Here is an 18,181-nt window from a genome sequence, read left to right on the forward strand (position 1 = left end):
TTATGCAGCCAAATAATCCAATCCACAATAATCACTTAGGAATGAGAAATGACTGGTTCTTCGAACAAACATTCACCATTACTTGCAATCACTTTTTTGTACCATTCGAAACTCTTCTTCTTTGTTCTTGCTAACGTCCCGTTACCATCATTATCTTTGTCAACATGGACAAAGCCGTACCGTTTCTTCATTTCTCCTGTTCCCGCACTTACTAAATCGATGCATCCCCAATAAGTGTAGCCGATAATATCACAGCCTTCTTGCATAGCCATATATACTTCTTTAAGATGATTTTTTGTGTATTCAATTCGATAATCATCGTTTATGCTTCCGTCTTCCTCTACAACGTCAATCGTGCCAAGACCATTTTCAACAATGAACAATGGAGCCTGATAACGGTCGTAGATTTCATTACATACCAGACGAAGACCTTTAGGGTCAATTTGCCAGCCCCATGGTGACGTTTCTAAATATGGGTTACTGCTTCCCGTATTACCTGCCGTATTTCCCATAATGGCCATTCCATCTTCATATAAAGAACTTCTGTAATAACTGAAACCGATGTAATCACAAGTCCCCGCTCTTAGGATTTCTTCGTCACCGTCTTCCATTTCAACAACCACATCATATTGCTTCCATACGTCCTTGGCATAACTAGGATAATACCCTCTCATCATGACATCACTGAAATACCAAGAACGTCTTTTCATCTGATAGGTGCCGAGTACATCCTCAGGCTTACATGTAGCCGGGTACATAGTACTTAATGTCAGCATACATCCAATTTGAAAGTCTTTGTTGATTTTATGCCCCAATTGAACAGCAAGGCTGCTGGCAAGAAACATGTGGTGGGTCGCTTGAAACACATACTGCAGTTTATTTTCACCTTCAGGAATCCTGATTCCTCCTGCTGCAAAAGGGATAAAATGAATAGCGTTAATCTCATTAAAGGTCATCCAATATTTAACTTTGTCCTTGTAACGATTAAAGATGACTTCACAATAATTCAGGTAAAAATCTATTAGTTTACGGTTCATCCATCCGCCATAATGATCAACTAAATATAAAGGGGTCTCATAATGAGAGATCGTGACAACCGGCTCCATGCCTAATTTAAGCATTTCATCGAATAGGTCATCGTAAAATTTCAGTCCTTCTTCGTTTGGAACCAATTCATTCCCATTTGGAAAAATTCTCGTCCAATTGATGGAGGTTCTAAAACATTTAAAGCCCATTTCGGCCATTAAAGCGAGATCTTCCTTATAGTTATAGTAAAAGTTAATCGCATCATGATTAGGATAATATACATTTTCTTCAACTTTAAAATGCTTCTCTCCCATCAGACCATTGGGAACGACATCTGACGTACTTAACCCTTTGCCGTTAACATTGTATGCTCCCTCTACCTGATTGGCAGCGACAGCTCCTCCCCATAGAAAGTTTTCCTTAAACTGATTTCCCATGATGTGAACCTCCAAGTTACTTATCTATTTCAATTACCTGTAGTTGTAAATTGATAACGTAAGTATAAGATTCACCTCTGAGGTTGTAAACGTTCTAGGAGCAAGTTGGTTGGATGTTTTATAGAATGGCCATCTTTAACCTTCGAATGAAATTTTGTTGCACAATGATAAGACTAATCATTTAATCCCTTTCCATTGAGAATTTGCGGCATGCATTTTTCAACCCTTGACTCACGAGTTTTGGCTTGTTTGGGCCCCGAAAAATGAAGAAGATATGCTCTTTGCCGTCCCGGGGTTAATGCTTCAAAAGCAGTTTTCAAGGCTGGAATTTCATTCAATTTTTTTTGAAATTCTTCAGGAATTATGTATTCTGAATTCTTTTTAAAATTCACTTCCAAACCGGCTTTTTCTACTTCAATGGCTTCATAAATATAATCTTTCAAGATGGTTTCCATGGCAACTATTTCTTGAACATTGGTGAAACGAATCTGGCGCGCCGCCTGTACATTCTCCGTTTGTTGGATTAAAATCCCACGTGGATCCTTTAATAAGGAACCTTTGTGGAACAGAAGCGCACAATATTCTTTAAATCCATGTATTAAAACGATATTTTTGTTCTCAAGAGTGTAACAAGGATGCATCCATTTAAATTCCTCGGTCAGCCCACAGTCAAGAATGATATCTCTCAACTTTTCATATTCTTCCTTCCACTTTTTAGCCCTACTTAAAAATTCATCTACCTTAGGATTCATTTTACTGTTTGTCATCGTTATCTCCTCCTAAAATAAATTATATCGTTAAGTGAAATGTCTCAAACCCATTTATTTGTATCTTCTTATCCTTCTACAAATCATACACAAACTGCATAAATCATTTTGGACCTGATTCTAATTTGAAGCAACATATAAAAAAGGATGTCCAAAAAGCTAGGCTAATTGGACATCCTCGAAATTACCATTAAAAATGATTATTTAAGGAACTTAAATGGTGCTAGTGTCAATTACGAATCGATACTTCACATCTGAAGCCAATACGCGTTCGTAGGCTTCGTCAATTTGGTCGGCAGAAATGACTTCAATCTTAGGAACAATTTTATGTTCTGCACAGAAATTCAACATTTCCTGAGTCTCACGGATGCCTCCAATCATTGAACCTGCAAATGAACGGCGATGACCGATTAGTGAGAAAACGTTAAGTGACAATGGCTCCGCTGGCGCACCGACGTTAACCATTGTACCATCTAGTGCCAACAACGAAAGGTAGGCACTAATATCGATCTTAGCGCTTACTGTATTAATGATAAGGTCGAATGAACCCGCCAGACTCTTAAATGTCTCTGGATCGCTTGTGGCATAGTAGTGGTCTGCTCCTAATTCCAAGCCATCGTCCTTTTTCTTCAATGATTGTGAAAGAACGGTTACCTCGGCACCCATGGCATGTGCAATTTGGACAGCCATATGACCAAGACCACCCATACCAACAACCGCTACTTTCTTCCCTGGACCAGCCTCCCAATGGTTTAATGGAGAATATGTCGTAATACCTGCACAAAGTAATGGTGCTGCAGCATCAAGCCCAATGCTGTCAGGAATTCTGACTGCGAAGTCCTCCGTTACGACTATGTGAGTTGAATAGCCACCTTGAGTAGGCTCACCGTATTTGTCAACACCAGCGTAGGTAGGAACATTTCCATTGAGGCAGTATTGTTCCTCACCATTACGGCAATTTTCACATTCGCCACAGGAGTCAACCATACATCCGACACCGACCCGGTCACCGACCTTGTATTTTGTGACCTCTGCTCCTACTTCGGTAACAATTCCCGCAATCTCATGTCCAGGCACGAGTGGATAATTCACAGGACCCCATTCACCATGAGCAGTATGGATATCAGAATGGCATATGCCAGCATATTTAATCTCAATCAGAACATCATGCAAATCAAGGTCTCGTCTTTTAATTTCAGCAGCTCGAAACGGTTTATCAGGACCATCTACAGCTCTTGCTTTAGCAGTTATCATTAAAAAAACCTCCAATATTTATGTATTTTCAAGAGGATACGCTTATTTCGGGCATAAATGAATGACTTAGGTTCAAATTCCCTTTCTTTCATTTCTACCCTGCTTTTTATTCTCTTGCAAAACAATCTTAATCCCTATAGTTAACTCTAAGTCAATACCTATTTTAAAAAAAATTTCATATCTTTAATTCTACTTTCCTTGTAAGTTATCATTTGACATTTAGCACACAACATGATAAATTTCCTTCATTCATAGAGTTAACTCGAAGTTTATATCATTAAGAATTGGAGATAAATGATGAAGACATACACGATCAGCGAAGTTGCAAATGAATTGAATCTTACAGTATATACCTTACGTTACTACGATAAGGAGGGGCTTATGCCTTTTGTAGAACGGACACCAAACGGAACACGGCGGTTTAAAGAATCCGATATCAGCACCTTAAAAGTAATAGAATGTCTAAAATCCACTGGGATGCCCATTAAGGAAATTAAAAATTTCTTTGATTGGTGTTCAGAAGGGGATTCCACATTGCAACAAAGATATGACATGTTTATCGATCGAAAAGCTATTGTAGAAGCACAGATAGAAGAATTAAAAAACACATTGGAAGTTATCGAGCATAAATGCAGCTATTACAAGACTGCATTGGATGCCGGAACGGAAGATATTCATAAAAACAATAAAATAGAGATCTCATAGTAAACGGCTCAGTACTGGACTGAGCCGTTTGAATTTTCAGTATAAATTTCAAGAAAAAATTCTCGACCATTCACCAATGTTTACCAAGGAATTTGTTTTCCATCCCTGAAGAATCCCCCGTTAGGTCCTTCAGGTCCAGTCGTCGCTAACAATAGGATAAGCTCGGCTGCTTGCCTTGGTGTTCTAGGAGCAGACGGCCCACCCATATCTGAACTTACCCAGCCCGGATCGACTGCATTTATTTTGATATCTCCACTGATTTCTGCAGCTACCAATTGTGTCAATCCATTAAGGGCGAATTTAGACAACTTATATGCGCCTACCCCTGGATAGGACAAATCGCTCATCGCCCCATATTCTGAAGATATATTAATAATTCTCCCATAGCCTTGTTTTTCCATGAGAGGAATAAAGGAACGGATAACATGGTACGCACCAAAGAAATTGGTTGCCATTGTTCGCTCCAGAATGGAAGGGTCCAATGCTACTAACTTTTTATTCTCCTCCAGATACACGCCAGCATTATTAATCAATACGTCTAATCTTCCATACCGCTCATTTATTGTCATTGCTGCTTGATGGATACTTTCTTGATTATTTACATCCATCTCCACCACAGAAACGTCCAGATTGAATTCCTTCAGTTTTTGCGCCGCTTCATGCCCCCTCTTTGGATCCCGGCTTGTCAAAATGATCTGAAAGCCTTTCAACGCCAATTGCTTAACCAGCTCATATCCAATTCCTCGATTTCCACCTGTTACAAGTGCAACCTGTTTATCGTGTGCCATTTAAATCCTCCATTTCTCGTTCTTTGACCTGAGTGTGATCGATAAACCTTATAGGGTAAACTCCTTAGAGGAGATTTGCTTTGTAGGAATATATATATAATTTCTTAGAAAAATAGTTACCAAGCTTAATATCAATGATAGGATTCCTACTAATACAACGTATTGTGTGCCCATTTCTGAGATGAATAACCCGCCTACAGCTGCACCAATGGTTGTTCCTACGTTACAGGATGATATAAATAAGCCGTTGGCAAAATCAGGCGCTTCGGGAGCTGAAGACGCAAGCCAATATTGATTGATATTCCCCCCTACTCCACCTAATATTCCCCAAATTAAAGTAATGAACGCCATAGGTAAGGTAAACTGTCCAAATAGGAATAATAGGATGTAAACGATCCCTAATATAAAAGGAAAAACTGCGACAAATTTGTTTGCATTTTTAGATAGGATTTTCCCTGCCACAATATTTCCAATAATATTGGCTCCGCCGTATACGAATAATATGATACTAATGGTGTTCGTAGGGATATTCGTCACAGTTTTCAAATAATCAGCAAGATAACTATAAACCCCAAATACGCTCGAATTCAATAAAATGACAGTCACGATGGATAGCCATGTAATCGATTTTTTTAATACGGAAATTTGTGTACCATAAGAAAGTCTTTCTTCAACTGGCATAGATGGTACAAAAAGCAAAGTAGCAATGAAACAAAAAGCATTAACAATCGCAAAGAATACCATTGCCATCTGTAAAGAAGTTACACTTTCAATAAAACTTGCGATTGGTACGCCAACTACCATACCGGCTGATACTCCTATAAATACTTTCGAAACAGCTTTTGGAGCTTCTTCTTTGCTTACGGATGCAGCCGCTACTGTAAATGCCATAGAGCAATAAATAGGATGAAAAAAGGCTGGAATGATACGAGCTACTAATAGAATAGTAAAGTTAGTTGTAAATATCGATACGATGTTCCCCAATACGAAAACACCGAGTACTAGTAACATGACCTTTTTACGATTGATTGCCGAAAACAATAAAGGCATCGTTGGACCGGATACTGCCACAACAATGGCGAACAGACTCACCAGCCATCCTGCTTTTGCTATACTGACATGAAAGTGTTCAGCAATGGCGGGTAGTATTCCAATGACACCCATTTCAGTATTTAAAATACCAAAAACTCCAACCGTTAATATAAAAATCAATAAGTTATTTCGTTTAGTCAAAAAGACAACTCCTATCTTCAATAAAATGCCCCCAAAAAGCTATGGGGGCATTTATTTTAATCATTCTACCCAAAGAACTAAGTTAACTTCCGTCTGACAGCTTATGCATCCTCGTGTGCCATAGACGTCGAGATGTCTCGGTAGGCGTTGATTTGCGCTTTTAGGTCGGCAATCTTTTGCTCTGCGATGCCAACGGCGTCAGCCCCAGCAATGAAGCGACGTGGAGGCTGCTCTTCATTTGCGATTTTTATCAGTGCCTCGGCGAGCTTGACCGGGTCACCGGCTTGCTTTCTATTCTGGCCATTATACGCATCCTGATTACTTTCTCTGCGGCCGGAGTAGTCCTCAATCAAAGGAACCGCGTAGGTCGCCGACTCCATAGTGAGAAGCTCGGTGCGGAACATCCCAGGATTGACAATTGTGGTGTGAATGCCGAACGGTGAGACCTCAGGCTGCAGTGACTCCATCCACCCCTCGAGACCGAACTTAGACGCGGCGTAAGCAGAATTAAACTCGAATCCGGAAAGACCAGCGCCTGATGAGATCGAGATGATGTGACCAGAACGCTGCTTGCGCATCACAGGCAACACTTTCCTGGTAACGTTCATTGGACCGATGAGGGCGGTCTTTAATTGCACGTCAATTTGGTCCGGGGTCAACTCCTCAAAGTAACCCCCAAAGAAGTTCGCGGCATTATTAACAAGTACGTCAATCCTTCCGAACTTATCAACTGCAGCTTTGACGGCCGCCTCGGCATCAGCCGGGCTGGTGACGTCCAGTTTTACGACTAGCAGGTTTTCGTTATCACCAAAGACTTTGGCTATTTTTTCGGTATAACGACCCGTGGCGACGACTTTGTAACCTGCGGCAAGGGCTGCTTTTACGAACTCTACTCCCATGCCACGTCCCGCACCTGTGATAAACCAAACTTTATTATGATTAGTCATATTTCATTCCTCCTATTGTTCCCAATATCCATTAGTCAACTTAATTGGCCGGAACCAAGAGAACTTCACTTACATTAACCGTAGGAGGTGTACCAATGGCATACACAACGGCATCGGCTACATCACTTGTTTGTAAGCCTACCTCACGTTGAAGATTTTCTATCCATTCACGTCTTTCAGGATCACTAATGGTTAGATGAAGTTCAGTGTCTACCGTTCCTGGAGAGATGAGTGTGCTGCGAATATTGTTTTTTCTTTCCTCTTGACGCAATGTTTCCATGATGGCACGAACAGCAAACTTTGTTCCACTATAAACAGCCCCTTGTTGAAAAACAACATGTCCCGCTTCGGAGGCGGTTGTCACAATATGACCGGATTGTTGTTGCTGCATGATAGGTAACACCGCAGCTATTCCATTTAAAACACCCATAACATTAATGTCTAACATTTGACGCCATTCTTCCACGTTCAAATCTGAAAGAAGAGATTGTGGCATGATTCCAGCGTTATTGAAAAGTACATCCACACGACCATATTTTTCGACTGCCAAATTGATAACTGCTTGAACATCGTCTTTATTCGTAACATCTGCAACAACATATGCAATATCAGCATTTGGTAATGTTTCAACAAGAGCTTTCAAGCGATCCTCACGACGCGCGGCAATGACTAATTTAGCTCCTTCTTCAGCCAATTTCTTAGTAGTTGCTTCACCAATTCCACTTGATGCTCCCATAATCACAACAACTTTATCTTGATTAGTAGTAGACATTTTATATGACTTCCTTTCTTACTGTTGTTTCGACCCTTTGTTATGTATTTTAGCTGTGCCTTTTGTATATATCCAATACTTATATCTTATATCAAGATATGCTTGATAGGCATTTCTAAAATGATATACTAAAACATTATGAAGGAGGAGTTTTAAATGGAATTAAGAGTTTTGCGCTATTTTCTTACTGTTGCAAGGGAGGGAAGCATTACAGGTGCCGCTGATTTTTTGCATGTGACACAGCCAACCTTGTCACGACAATTAAAAGATCTTGAACAAGAATTAGGAAAAAAACTATTTATTCGCAGTAGTCACAGTATCAATCTCACAGATGAAGGAATGCTCCTCCGACAAAGAGCAGAAGAAATTGTTGAGATGGTCGATAAATTAGAGGCAGAATTTCATTCCATGGAAGAAACCATAAGTGGTGATGTTTATATAGGTGGCGGGGAAACAGACGCCATGAAACAGATTGCACGGGTAGTAAAAGATTTACAGTTGCATTATCCAACTATACGGTATCACCTCTATAGCGGAAACGAAGACGATGTAACGGAACGGCTAGACAAAGGATTGCTTGACTTTGGTATTTTAATTCAACCAGCTAATATTTCAAAATACAATTATATCAATATCCCCGCCAAGGATGTTTGGGGTGTTGTGATGAGGAAGGACAGTCCTCTTGCTGGCAAAGATACTATTCAAGCAGCGGATTTAGTAAATGTTCCGCTCATCTGTTCACGACAGGCTATGAAACAGACATTTTCTAAAAATGAATTTGCAGATTGGTTTGGGGAAGATTTTGATAAATTAAACATCGTGACTACCTACAATCTTGCCTATAATGCTTCCCTTATGGTTGATGAAGGCATTGGTTATGCCATAACCCTGGATAAAATAGTGAATACGTCAAGTGATAGTAACCTATGTTTTAGACCGCTAGAGCCAAGACTTGAATCAGGCTTAAATATGGTTTGGAAAAAGAATCAGGTTTTTTCCGCTGCTGCTGATTTGTTTTTAAAAGAAATTCAAGCGAAATTTTCTAATTAAAAACTGTATCCCTCAAATTGGGATACAGTCTTAAAATTTTTAGTTTCACTAATGTTTTCAGTATGTAGTGATAGAATACTACATATTCATCATTGCATGACCACCAGAAGAACCTGAGCCCAGGGAAGGATCAATCATTCCAAAAATCATGGCAATATGAGCTACGACTAAGAAGATACTAACAAAAATGGCATGGATTTTGAGTTTCTCTTCTTCCGTTTTATTTCGATAAATAAGACCTAGATCAAGTAGTGCCATACCAAGGAATGGAATAATACCAAGCAGATAGAACGTAACAGCAACTACATCAATCCACCCTTTCCAATCTCCATTAACAGTTAGCGGTATATAGGCAGTTTTCATTAAGTAAATAAAGATACCTGTAAAATAGATTCCTGCAAAAATCCCAGTTACTTTATTTAATTTTTTCAAAGCACCGTCTAATTTTCTCGTGAATAAAATAGCAATTTCTGAAATCGCCAATATCTCAGCGCAAATGACTGGAACCGCCATAAAAATTAATAAATTCCAAGGCTGATTGTCTGCTAGTAATCCCATATAATGCGTCATGTTCATATTCATGTTTAACTCTCCTCTATCTATCAGATACTCCTAATATAGGAAAAAAGTATGCAGAAATTTAGCAGAAACTTTGAAGAATATGTGTAAAATGTCGAAAAAGACTAAAAAACCGTAATCCCATGGGATAACGGCTTTTCAAATGATGCTCATCTTTACAATTTGACTTTTTGTAAACGTAATGCATTGAGTACAACAGAAACGGAGCTGAATGCCATTGCGGCGCCTGCAAGCCAAGGTGCAAGGAATCCTAGAGCAGCAACCGGAATACCGAGCGTATTATAGGCAAGGGCCCAGAACAAATTTTGCTTAATATTACGAATCGTCTTTTTACTCATAAAGATGGCATCTGCAATACTATTTAGATCTCCACGAATAAGGGTGATATCGGCTGCTTCCATTGCAACATCCGTCCCCGTTCCAATAGCCATACCGATGTCTGCTATGGCAAGGGCCGGGGCATCGTTGATTCCATCGCCAACCATGGCGACCTTCTTCCCTTCTCCTTGCAATTTCTTTATTTCAACTGCTTTTCCTTCAGGAAGAACTTCAGCAATAACATGGTCAATACCCACTTGACTCGCTATGGCTTTCGCGGTTTGCTGATTATCTCCAGTAATCATGATGACTTCAATGCCCATATTTTTTAGACGGCTGATGGCTGATTTTGAGGTTTCTTTAATGGTATCAGCAACAGCAACCATACCGGCATATCGACCATCAATAGAAGCAAGCATGGCTGTTTTCCCAACCTTTTCTAAATCATTCATTTGATCATAGGCATGTTCGACTGCCACATTGTATTTACTCATTAATTTCCTAGTCCCAACTAATACTTCTTTTCCTTCAACATTTGCTTTAATCCCAAAGCCAGGGATTGCTTCGAACTCGATAACTTCCTTTAACGAAATCCCCTTATCCTTAATTCCTTGAACAATAGCTTGTGCTAGTGGATGTTCTGATTGTTTTTCAGCGGATCCCACTAATGATAAAAATTCATTTTCTGTTTGAGTTGGAGCCGTGAATACATCTGTTAAAACTGGTGTTCCGTTTGTAACGGTACCTGTTTTATCTAAGACGACTGTCATAATTTTATGGGTCATTTCCAAATGCTCGCCACCCTTAAACAGAATGCCATATTCCGCTGCACGACCTGAACCGGCCATAATGGACGTTGGCGTTGCTAGCCCTAAAGCACAAGGACAAGCGATAACTAACACAGCAATCAATTTTTCTAGTGCTGCAGCTAAATCGCCAGGAACCACCCAAACATACCAGAGGATAAAGGCTAATAAAGCTAGAGCAACCACAATAGGAACAAACACACCGGAAATCTTATCCGCAAGGCGTTGAATGGGTGCCTTTGAACCCTGTGCTTCTTCCACTACTTTTATAATTTGGGCCAAAGCTGTATCTCTTCCCACCTTGGTTGCTTCCACTTTTAAATATCCATTCTTATTGATCGTTGCTCCGATTACCTCGTCACCAATCGTTTTATCAACTGGAACACTTTCTCCTGTCAGCATTGATTCATCAATCGCAGAACGACCTTCCAGGACTTTGCCGTCTACTGGTATCTTGTCACCAGGTTTAATATGAACAATGTCACCAACTATTACTTCCTCAATTGGGATTTCTTGTTCTACTCCGTCTCTCTCCACAATTGCTGTCTTTGCTTGCAGGCCCATCAGTTTTTTTATGGCTTCAGATGACCTTCCTTTGGCCTTTGCTTCAAAAAGCTTACCCAGAATAATTAGCGTAATGAGAATAGAACTAGTTTCATAGTAAAGTTCTACAGAATGCGTCATACCACCGATCGACATGAATGATAAATATAAACTGTAAAAATAAGCTGCCGATGTTCCTAAGGCCACTAAAACATCCATATTGGCGCTTTTATTTTTTAATGCTTTATATGCTCCAACATAGAACTGTTTACCAATAAAAAATTGTACCGGAGTAGCTAAAGCAAATTGCACCCACGGATTCATAAACATTTTTGGTACCCAAATAAATGAGGTAAATGAAAAGTGTCCCACCATTGCCCATAATAGCGGGAAGGAAAGGATGGCTGAAAAGATCAACTTCCCTGTTTGTTTTTCAATCTCCTTTTGACGATGGTCACTTGTTTCGATTACATCTTCCTTTATATGTGCACCATAGCCGAGGTTTTCTACCTTTTTAATAATTTCACCTGGCGTTAGGACCGCACCGTTATACTCCACAGTCGCTCTTTCAAGTGCCAAATTAACATTTGCTTTTGCGACACCATTTAATCTCGATAAACCCTTTTCTATTCTGGTTGCACAGGCAGCACAGGTCATACCGGTTATGTCAAATTCCGCTTTTTCATTCACTACCTCATAACCAAGATCTTTAATCTTTTTTTCAATTTCCTCCATATTTATTTTGTCAGGATGGTATTTTATATTTGAACGCTCGATCGCAAGATTAATATTTGCTTCTTCCACGCCTTCTAATCTTTTAAGAACCTTTTCAATTCTTACTGCACAGGCAGCACAGGTCATACCTGAGATCTGGATATTTGTTTCTTTCACATTTTGACTCATTTAAAGCCACCCTTTTATACCCCATATAGGTATATTTTTTTTTGAAAGAAACGTGCTATCAACTAGCACGTCTTTTCAAACTATTTATTTCACATCATAGCCTTGATCTTCAATTGTTTCTTTAATTTGATCTATTGAAACCTCTTGCTTATTAAACTCAACATCCACTTTAGCAGCCTTTAAATCAACCTTCACAGAATTGATTCCCTTAAGAGCTCCTACACTTCCTTCTACTGCTTTGACACAATGACCACAAGACATTCCTTGAACATTTAATGTTACTTTTTCCATTTAAATACTCCCTCACTAATATTTTTTATAGTCTCTGTATGGTATTAACAATCCTTCTACAACCTTCATGGTCGCTATCTAGAATTCTTTCCACCACACATTAGAATGATTCAGGTTAACAGGATCGTGATGAGTCATTACCATCCTTCTCTAACACAAATTTACCATACCCCCCCACCCTATGTAAATAGGCATGCTTAAAAATCCTTCACTTTTTTATTCGATTTTCACAATTTATTCAAATGTCCCTGTGATAAAGGAAAACCTGCTCTGTTAAGGTGTTTTTTTAAAGGATAAATTAACCTTTATTCACATTTCTGCAAACATTCTTCACATTTGTCATTTAAAATAGTTATATCAAAACAAGAGGTGCACGTCATGAAAATATCCATTAAATTAGGTTTGTGGTTTTTTGTTTGTATCGTTTTTATCGAAGCCTTTTCTATGATTTTCTTACATAATAAATTAGTACACTCGCAAGTCCACCAGGAGCTAAGTGCACTTCAAGCAAGAGGCAATAGTCACCGTGCTGTATTAGAAATCAATTCAGAGCCAGCAACCCTCCATCACATCGCTTTAATGGAGTCACAGACTGATACAGAAGTAGTGATTACAAATAATAAAGGAGTAATTTTGACTTCTTCCACTAAAATCAATCAATATACGGAGGCCTTATTAGATAAACCTATTAATAATCTTCCCAGAAACGGTAGAATTCTTCAACCAGATTGGCAAAACGAAAAATATATTGCTACCGTGACAGCATTTAATAATAAGGATGGGAAAAAAGCTGGTTACGTGTATATGTTTAGAAAAACAGACGAGGTTCAAAAGTTAATATCCGAATTGAACAAACATTTTCTTTTTGCCTCATGTTTAATCCTGATCTTTATGCTCATAACCGTTTTCTTTTTATCTAAGGCCTTAACAAAGCCTCTTATTTCAATGAAAGAAGCAACAAAAAAGCTCAGTAAAGGGGATTTTTCCGTAACACTTCCAAGACCTTCTAACGATGAGCTTGGTGAACTATCACAATCCATACAAACGCTAGCAAATGACTTAAACTATTTAAGACAAGAGAGAAACGAATTTTTGGCCAGTGTTTCTCATGAACTTCGTACTCCTCTAACTTATATTAATGGATATGCTGATATTGCTAAAAGGAAGGAGTTATCTGAATCTGATAGATTCAAGTATCTCGATATAATTCATGAGGAATCACAACGTTTAAGCCGCTTACTTAAAGAGTTATTCGATCTGGCAAAATTGGATCAAAATACGTTCTCCATATCAAAAGAACAAATTGATTTGAGCGTTTTTTTAAACTCCATCTATCAAAGGGTTTTACCCGCCTTTATGAATAAAGGAATTACACTAAAATTAGACTGCCAGCAACCGATTAATATAAACATCGACCCTACCCGTTTTGAACAAGTGATATTAAATCTGTTAGATAATAGTCTTAAATATTCAAAAGAGAATACCAGTACTTTTATAGGAGCAACTGAGGAGAATGGAAAAATTGAAATCACCATTAAGGATCAAGGAATCGGCATTCCACCAGAGGATCTTCCTTATATCTTTGACCGTTTATACAGAGTGGAAAAATCTCGTTCTAGAGCTACCGGGGGATTTGGATTAGGGCTTGCGATTGTCAAGCAATTAGTGGAAGCGCATGGTGGGACTATTACAGTTGAAAGTGAGCTGGGAAAAGGAACTTACTTCAAAATTATCTTATAAAAATGTGAATTTTTTATTGCTTAGACAAAACAAAAACAACGGTTGAATCGTTGTTTTTATTTTGTCTCTTTGTTATAAAGACCAATATGTGATTGTATCAAAAATTCCCAATAGTAACATTAGAGCACCGGCAATCTTTTGAATAACCATTCCAAACTTTCTTCCTTTTTTTAGGACAATCCCACTTCCTCCAAGATACCAAATAATTGAAATAACGATCAATAATGGAATGGCTGTTCCTAGCGCAAATATAGGGGGGAGAATAAACCCATAGGAACTAGACAACACAACTGGCATCAATGTAACCAAAAACAGGATAAACATCGTAGGACAGAATGCGAGTGAAAAACTAAGTCCTAGCATAAAGGAAGCAAAAGGATTTTCGTGTTTATATTCTTTTGATAGTTTCAATAGATTAATTGTTCCCGATAATTTAATTAAGCCTAACATAAACAAACCAACGAAGACTAACAAAGGCCCCATCATCTTCCTTAGCCAAGGAAAGTATAATGGTAGATTTTGTTCAAACCCTTTTCCTAGCAACCATACCAAAACCCCTAATAAAGAAAAGGCTACAATTTTTCCTAAGGTAAAATAAGTAACATCCTTCCAAGCTATCTTCTTTTGAATGGAACGATTTCCATAAAGTGTTACCGCACTTATATTTCCTGTAAGCTGACAAGGTGCAAGTGCTCCTACCAACCCCAAAATTAATGCAAAAATAATGGGCCAGGATTCTAAGCTATTTGCCATACTAAAAAATGGTTTACTTAATACTGAACTTATTTGGCTTAATAGAGTATACATATGATCACCTTTACACACTATTCTAATAGCAATAGCTTACCATAAAAGATTTGCAGAAATTGTGGAGGTTTGAAGAATTTAAGTTTACTAAGACTTTAATTTAAGCCAAACGTAAGTTTATAATCTGTAAGGGGGCATTAGTCGGGGTTTCTCTAGGCCATATACACAAGATCCCAACATTAATTAACTGAAATCTTAATATCAATAATATAACGAGGGAACAAGTTTCCCTCTTTTACATTTAAGAAATCAATTTACAATTAAAATTAATGAAAAATAGAGAAATACTATGAAATCAGTATAAATAATCGCTGTTTTCTACTTTTATTACTTGTAATGAACACGTAATAGATCCCTGTCAGTGTTTGAATAGTTAAACGCCATTTTATTAATTCGTAAGACCTTGTACAAATACATAAAAAAATATCCAAACGGTGCAAATAATGAATAATAAAACAGGTCAAATAGTTCATAGTGATTCGTATCATTCTGCCTGTAAAAATCTATGATACCTCCACCTATTGTAATGTCAAACAGCATACCTGTTGTTAAACCTGAAAGTACACTTATACACGTTATATCTCTACTAAGTTTTTTCGGTAAGAAAAACATTACTGCGTAGGCGATAACATTAAAAATAATTAATGATATTTCACTTAAGCTAAAATGCCCAATCCAAATCATCTATTTTTCTCTCCTTTTAAAACTAATGATTTGTAGCAATATAAAATAAAATATCCTAATAAATGTAATAAGACGTAGTATAAATAATCATAAATCAAATTCCATTGATGGAAATAGACCACATCAAATTTTAGTAAAACAATATTGATGAGAACGAAAACAAAGGAAGAAATAAGGATGGCAATAACTTTTTTTATTACTGAAGAAGTTCTAGCTATACTATTTATGCCAATTAATAAAAGGAATGGTGTAATAAATGTTCGATAAACAATATACGCTGTATAATTTAGTGGTGCTATAGAATATGTAATATATTTTAGTTCATCATTGTTATCCAGCCACGGTTAAGATCAATAATAAATAGGCAGAAAATCAATGCGGAATTCTCCAATTTTGAATATGGTTTCTTCATAGCATAAAAAACTGATATGCATAACCACGCTAGATATACAAAAAATTGATAATGCCATTGTCTGTACACCTCTATCCTTATTCGTCCCATTTTATGTTCAGAATAAATGAAAGAATTTATGCGTTATAATTGATTCGTAATTAACCAATTAAAAGAAAAAGTCCTAACATCATTTAGATGTTAGGACTAGTTATGACCTGTGAGGGGTTCGAACCCCCGACCTCAACCCTGTCAAGGTTGCGCTCTCCCAGCTGAGCTAACAGATCAACTATTAAGTTACAAATTTAATTATAGTCAAAATTTCAAAAAAGTCAATACTGTTTTCTCTCTAAAATTAACTGAATTATTTTTTTACCTAACGGAACATAAGTTCGCTTTTTTCTTGAATAAGGAACTAACGTTCGGTTATAATATAACTATATAACTAAAAGGAGTGATTACCATGGATGGACTTTTAATTCGCTCTATTGAAGAGCATATGCCGATTGAGATGATTTATCTTGCTGAAAACCAAGAGCTTTCCCAAAGAAAACTCATTGTAAAAGAAATCAACGATGACCACATTCGTGCCTATTGCTTGCTTCGGAAACAAATGCGCACCTTTAAACGGGAAAACATTTTATCTGTTATGCCGGAATCTCGATTCCATAAAACATACCTCCATTAAGCCTACTCCATCCTCCCACCAACCGTAATCTTCCCATAAGATATGTCGTACCATTTATGATAAAATCAGTTGTATCCATGAAACTCGGGAGGCTGTTACATGAATTATCCAAAAGGCACCATCAAAGAATATTCATTTCAAAGCACAGAATTACAAGAGACAGTGCAGCTTCTTATTTATCTGCCTGCTAACTTTTCACCCTTATATAAATACTCGCTGCTAATCGCCCAAGACGGCAAGGATTATTTTCAACTAGGTCGCATTGGGAGATTAGCAGATGAACTGTTTTTTCAACAGGAAATTGAAAATTTAATCATTGTTGGGGTACCCTATAAAAATGTGGAGGACCGTCGGAGAAAGTATCATCCTGATGGTGATCAAAATCAGCAATATATTCGATTTCTAGCCCACGAATTGGCACCATTTCTCGATCAGGAGTTTCCAACCTATCAAATGGGATCTACTAGGGCCTTAATCGGCGATTCCCTTGGGGCCGCTGTTTCATTAATGACGGTGTTACAATACCCACATACCTTCGGAAAAGTACTTCTTCAGTCTCCATATGTTGATGAGCAAGTTCTTAAATTAGTAAAAGACTTTAAAGAGGGACAACTTTTGGAGATTTACCATGTGGTAGGCACCCAGGAAACAGCTGTTCCGACAACTGATGGAAAAATAAAAGACTTTATAAGCCCTAATCGATTACTCGCAACAGAAATAAAAATGAAACCTATTACATATTTTTATGAAGAGTATAATGGAAATCATACATGGACTTATTGGCAGCCAGACCTAAAACGTGCGCTCAAAATGTTTTTTTAGCATTTCGATAGGAATATTAATTCATTTAATATAGTTAGAATATTTGCTATAATATTACAAGAAAGCGTTTTTTTATGCTTTCCCGAAATAATTTCATAATGGAGGTAATCGCATGAAATTTGGTGTTGTCATTTTCCCATCCAAAAAGCTTCAAGATATCGTTAATTCTTATCGTAAGCGCTACGATCCGCATTATGCTCTTATTCCTCCACACTTGACCTTAAAAAGTGCATTTGAAGCAACAGAAGAAGATGCAAAGCAATTTGCTGATCAATTACGAATCATCGCTGGTAAGAAGAGCCCATTTTCTTTAAAAACGACAAAGATTAGTTCATTTAAGCCAGCCAATAATGTAATATACTTTAAGGTGGACCCAACTGATGAATTGACCAGCTTACATTCGGATATCAATCGTGAATTAAATGAACAAAATTCAGAATATGCTTTTGTCCCCCATATTACGATTGGTCAAAAGCTGTCTAATGATGAACATTCTGATGTCTATGGCTCATTACGGATGACTAAAATCGACCATGAGGAAACAATTGACCGCTTCCATCTGCTATATCAATTAGAAAATGGTTCTTGGACCGTTTATGAAACATTTCGTCTTGGAAAGGAATAATACAG

At 37.8% G+C, this 18,181-nt stretch carries 18 protein-coding genes and 1 tRNA gene; 6 read left to right on the plus strand and 13 right to left on the minus strand.

The genetic code is table 11. The features are described 5' to 3' along the window. Positions 1-35 precede the first annotated feature (35 nt). From JOC76_RS14875 to JOC76_RS14885, 3 genes are all read right to left on the minus strand, one after another. Positions 36-1,463 (minus strand): glycoside hydrolase family 1 protein, encoded by a 1,428-nt coding sequence (locus JOC76_RS14875; RefSeq protein WP_205178732.1) that lies wholly within the window; start codon positions 1,461-1,463, stop codon positions 36-38. A 173-nt stretch (positions 1,464-1,636) separates the two neighbouring features. After that, positions 1,637-2,230, minus strand: coding sequence for a YdeI/OmpD-associated family protein (locus JOC76_RS14880; protein WP_205178733.1), 594 nt, complete (start codon positions 2,228-2,230; stop codon positions 1,637-1,639). 213 nt (positions 2,231-2,443) lie between these two features. Further along, the gene (locus tag JOC76_RS14885; protein ID WP_205178734.1) at positions 2,444-3,484 is read right to left on the minus strand and encodes an NAD(P)-dependent alcohol dehydrogenase; all 1,041 of its coding nucleotides are present in this window, start codon (positions 3,482-3,484) and stop codon (positions 2,444-2,446) included. A 297-nt stretch (positions 3,485-3,781) separates the two neighbouring features. Between JOC76_RS14885 and JOC76_RS14890 the strand changes: the two genes are divergently transcribed. Beyond that, the gene (locus tag JOC76_RS14890; RefSeq protein WP_205178735.1) at positions 3,782-4,189 is read left to right on the plus strand and encodes a MerR family transcriptional regulator; all 408 of its coding nucleotides are present in this window, start codon (positions 3,782-3,784) and stop codon (positions 4,187-4,189) included. A gap of 80 nt (positions 4,190-4,269) precedes the next feature. Here JOC76_RS14890 and JOC76_RS14895 read toward each other — a convergent pair whose 3' ends face one another. From JOC76_RS14895 to JOC76_RS14910, 4 genes are all read right to left on the minus strand, one after another. Then, positions 4,270-4,977 (minus strand): SDR family NAD(P)-dependent oxidoreductase, encoded by a 708-nt coding sequence (locus JOC76_RS14895; RefSeq protein WP_205178736.1) that lies wholly within the window; start codon positions 4,975-4,977, stop codon positions 4,270-4,272. Positions 4,978-5,025: 48 nt separating this feature from the next. Next, positions 5,026-6,210, minus strand: a complete 1,185-nt coding sequence (locus JOC76_RS14900; RefSeq protein WP_205178738.1) for an MFS transporter — start codon at positions 6,208-6,210, stop codon at positions 5,026-5,028. 101 nt (positions 6,211-6,311) lie between these two features. Beyond that, entirely contained in the window at positions 6,312-7,157 is an 846-nt protein-coding gene (locus tag JOC76_RS14905; protein WP_205178739.1) for an SDR family NAD(P)-dependent oxidoreductase, read from the minus strand. Between the two features lie 40 nt (positions 7,158-7,197). Continuing rightward, positions 7,198-7,929, minus strand: coding sequence for an SDR family oxidoreductase (locus tag JOC76_RS14910; protein ID WP_205178740.1), 732 nt, complete (start codon positions 7,927-7,929; stop codon positions 7,198-7,200). Between the two features lie 156 nt (positions 7,930-8,085). Between JOC76_RS14910 and JOC76_RS14915 the strand changes: the two genes are divergently transcribed. Then, positions 8,086-8,979 (plus strand): LysR family transcriptional regulator, encoded by an 894-nt coding sequence (locus JOC76_RS14915; protein ID WP_205178741.1) that lies wholly within the window; start codon positions 8,086-8,088, stop codon positions 8,977-8,979. Positions 8,980-9,057: 78 nt separating this feature from the next. Here the strand turns inward: JOC76_RS14915 and JOC76_RS14920 are convergent, their stop codons facing one another. The 3 genes from JOC76_RS14920 to copZ form a co-directional block, all read right to left on the minus strand. Continuing rightward, positions 9,058-9,561 (minus strand): DUF6803 family protein, encoded by a 504-nt coding sequence (locus tag JOC76_RS14920; RefSeq protein WP_372441956.1) that lies wholly within the window; start codon positions 9,559-9,561, stop codon positions 9,058-9,060. Between the two features lie 152 nt (positions 9,562-9,713). Beyond that, on the minus strand, positions 9,714-12,128 hold the full coding sequence (locus JOC76_RS14925) for a heavy metal translocating P-type ATPase (RefSeq protein WP_205178742.1): 2,415 nt from the start codon (positions 12,126-12,128) through the stop codon (positions 9,714-9,716). An 84-nt stretch (positions 12,129-12,212) separates the two neighbouring features. Beyond that, the gene (gene copZ, locus JOC76_RS14930) at positions 12,213-12,419 is read right to left on the minus strand and encodes a copper chaperone CopZ (RefSeq protein ID WP_205178743.1); all 207 of its coding nucleotides are present in this window, start codon (positions 12,417-12,419) and stop codon (positions 12,213-12,215) included. 378 nt (positions 12,420-12,797) lie between these two features. Between copZ and JOC76_RS14935 the strand changes: the two genes are divergently transcribed. Then, on the plus strand, positions 12,798-14,159 hold the full coding sequence (locus JOC76_RS14935) for a sensor histidine kinase (protein WP_205178744.1): 1,362 nt from the start codon (positions 12,798-12,800) through the stop codon (positions 14,157-14,159). Positions 14,160-14,231: 72 nt separating this feature from the next. Here the strand turns inward: JOC76_RS14935 and JOC76_RS14940 are convergent, their stop codons facing one another. The 3 genes from JOC76_RS14940 to JOC76_RS14950 form a co-directional block, all read right to left on the minus strand. After that, a complete protein-coding gene (locus JOC76_RS14940; RefSeq protein ID WP_205178746.1) occupies positions 14,232-14,966 on the minus strand; it encodes a cytochrome c biogenesis CcdA family protein in 735 nt (244 codons plus the stop codon). A 327-nt stretch (positions 14,967-15,293) separates the two neighbouring features. After that, the gene (locus JOC76_RS14945; protein ID WP_205178747.1) at positions 15,294-15,650 is read right to left on the minus strand and encodes a hypothetical protein; all 357 of its coding nucleotides are present in this window, start codon (positions 15,648-15,650) and stop codon (positions 15,294-15,296) included. Between the two features lie 605 nt (positions 15,651-16,255). Beyond that, positions 16,256-16,328, minus strand: a tRNA-Val gene (locus tag JOC76_RS14950). A 176-nt stretch (positions 16,329-16,504) separates the two neighbouring features. Between JOC76_RS14950 and JOC76_RS14955 the strand changes: the two genes are divergently transcribed. From JOC76_RS14955 to JOC76_RS14965, 3 genes are all read left to right on the plus strand, one after another. Next, positions 16,505-16,729, plus strand: coding sequence for a hypothetical protein (locus JOC76_RS14955; protein ID WP_205178748.1), 225 nt, complete (start codon positions 16,505-16,507; stop codon positions 16,727-16,729). A 99-nt stretch (positions 16,730-16,828) separates the two neighbouring features. Continuing rightward, positions 16,829-17,551, plus strand: coding sequence for an alpha/beta hydrolase (locus JOC76_RS14960; RefSeq protein ID WP_205178749.1), 723 nt, complete (start codon positions 16,829-16,831; stop codon positions 17,549-17,551). Positions 17,552-17,663: 112 nt separating this feature from the next. Beyond that, positions 17,664-18,176: a YjcG family protein gene (locus JOC76_RS14965; protein WP_205178750.1), complete on the plus strand. Its 513-nt coding sequence runs from the start codon at positions 17,664-17,666 to the stop codon at positions 18,174-18,176. The last annotated feature ends 5 nt before the right edge of the window (positions 18,177-18,181 follow it).

Source organism: Neobacillus cucumis (assembly GCF_016908975.1).
GTDB lineage: Bacteria > Bacillota > Bacilli > Bacillales > Cytobacillaceae > Neobacillus > Neobacillus cucumis.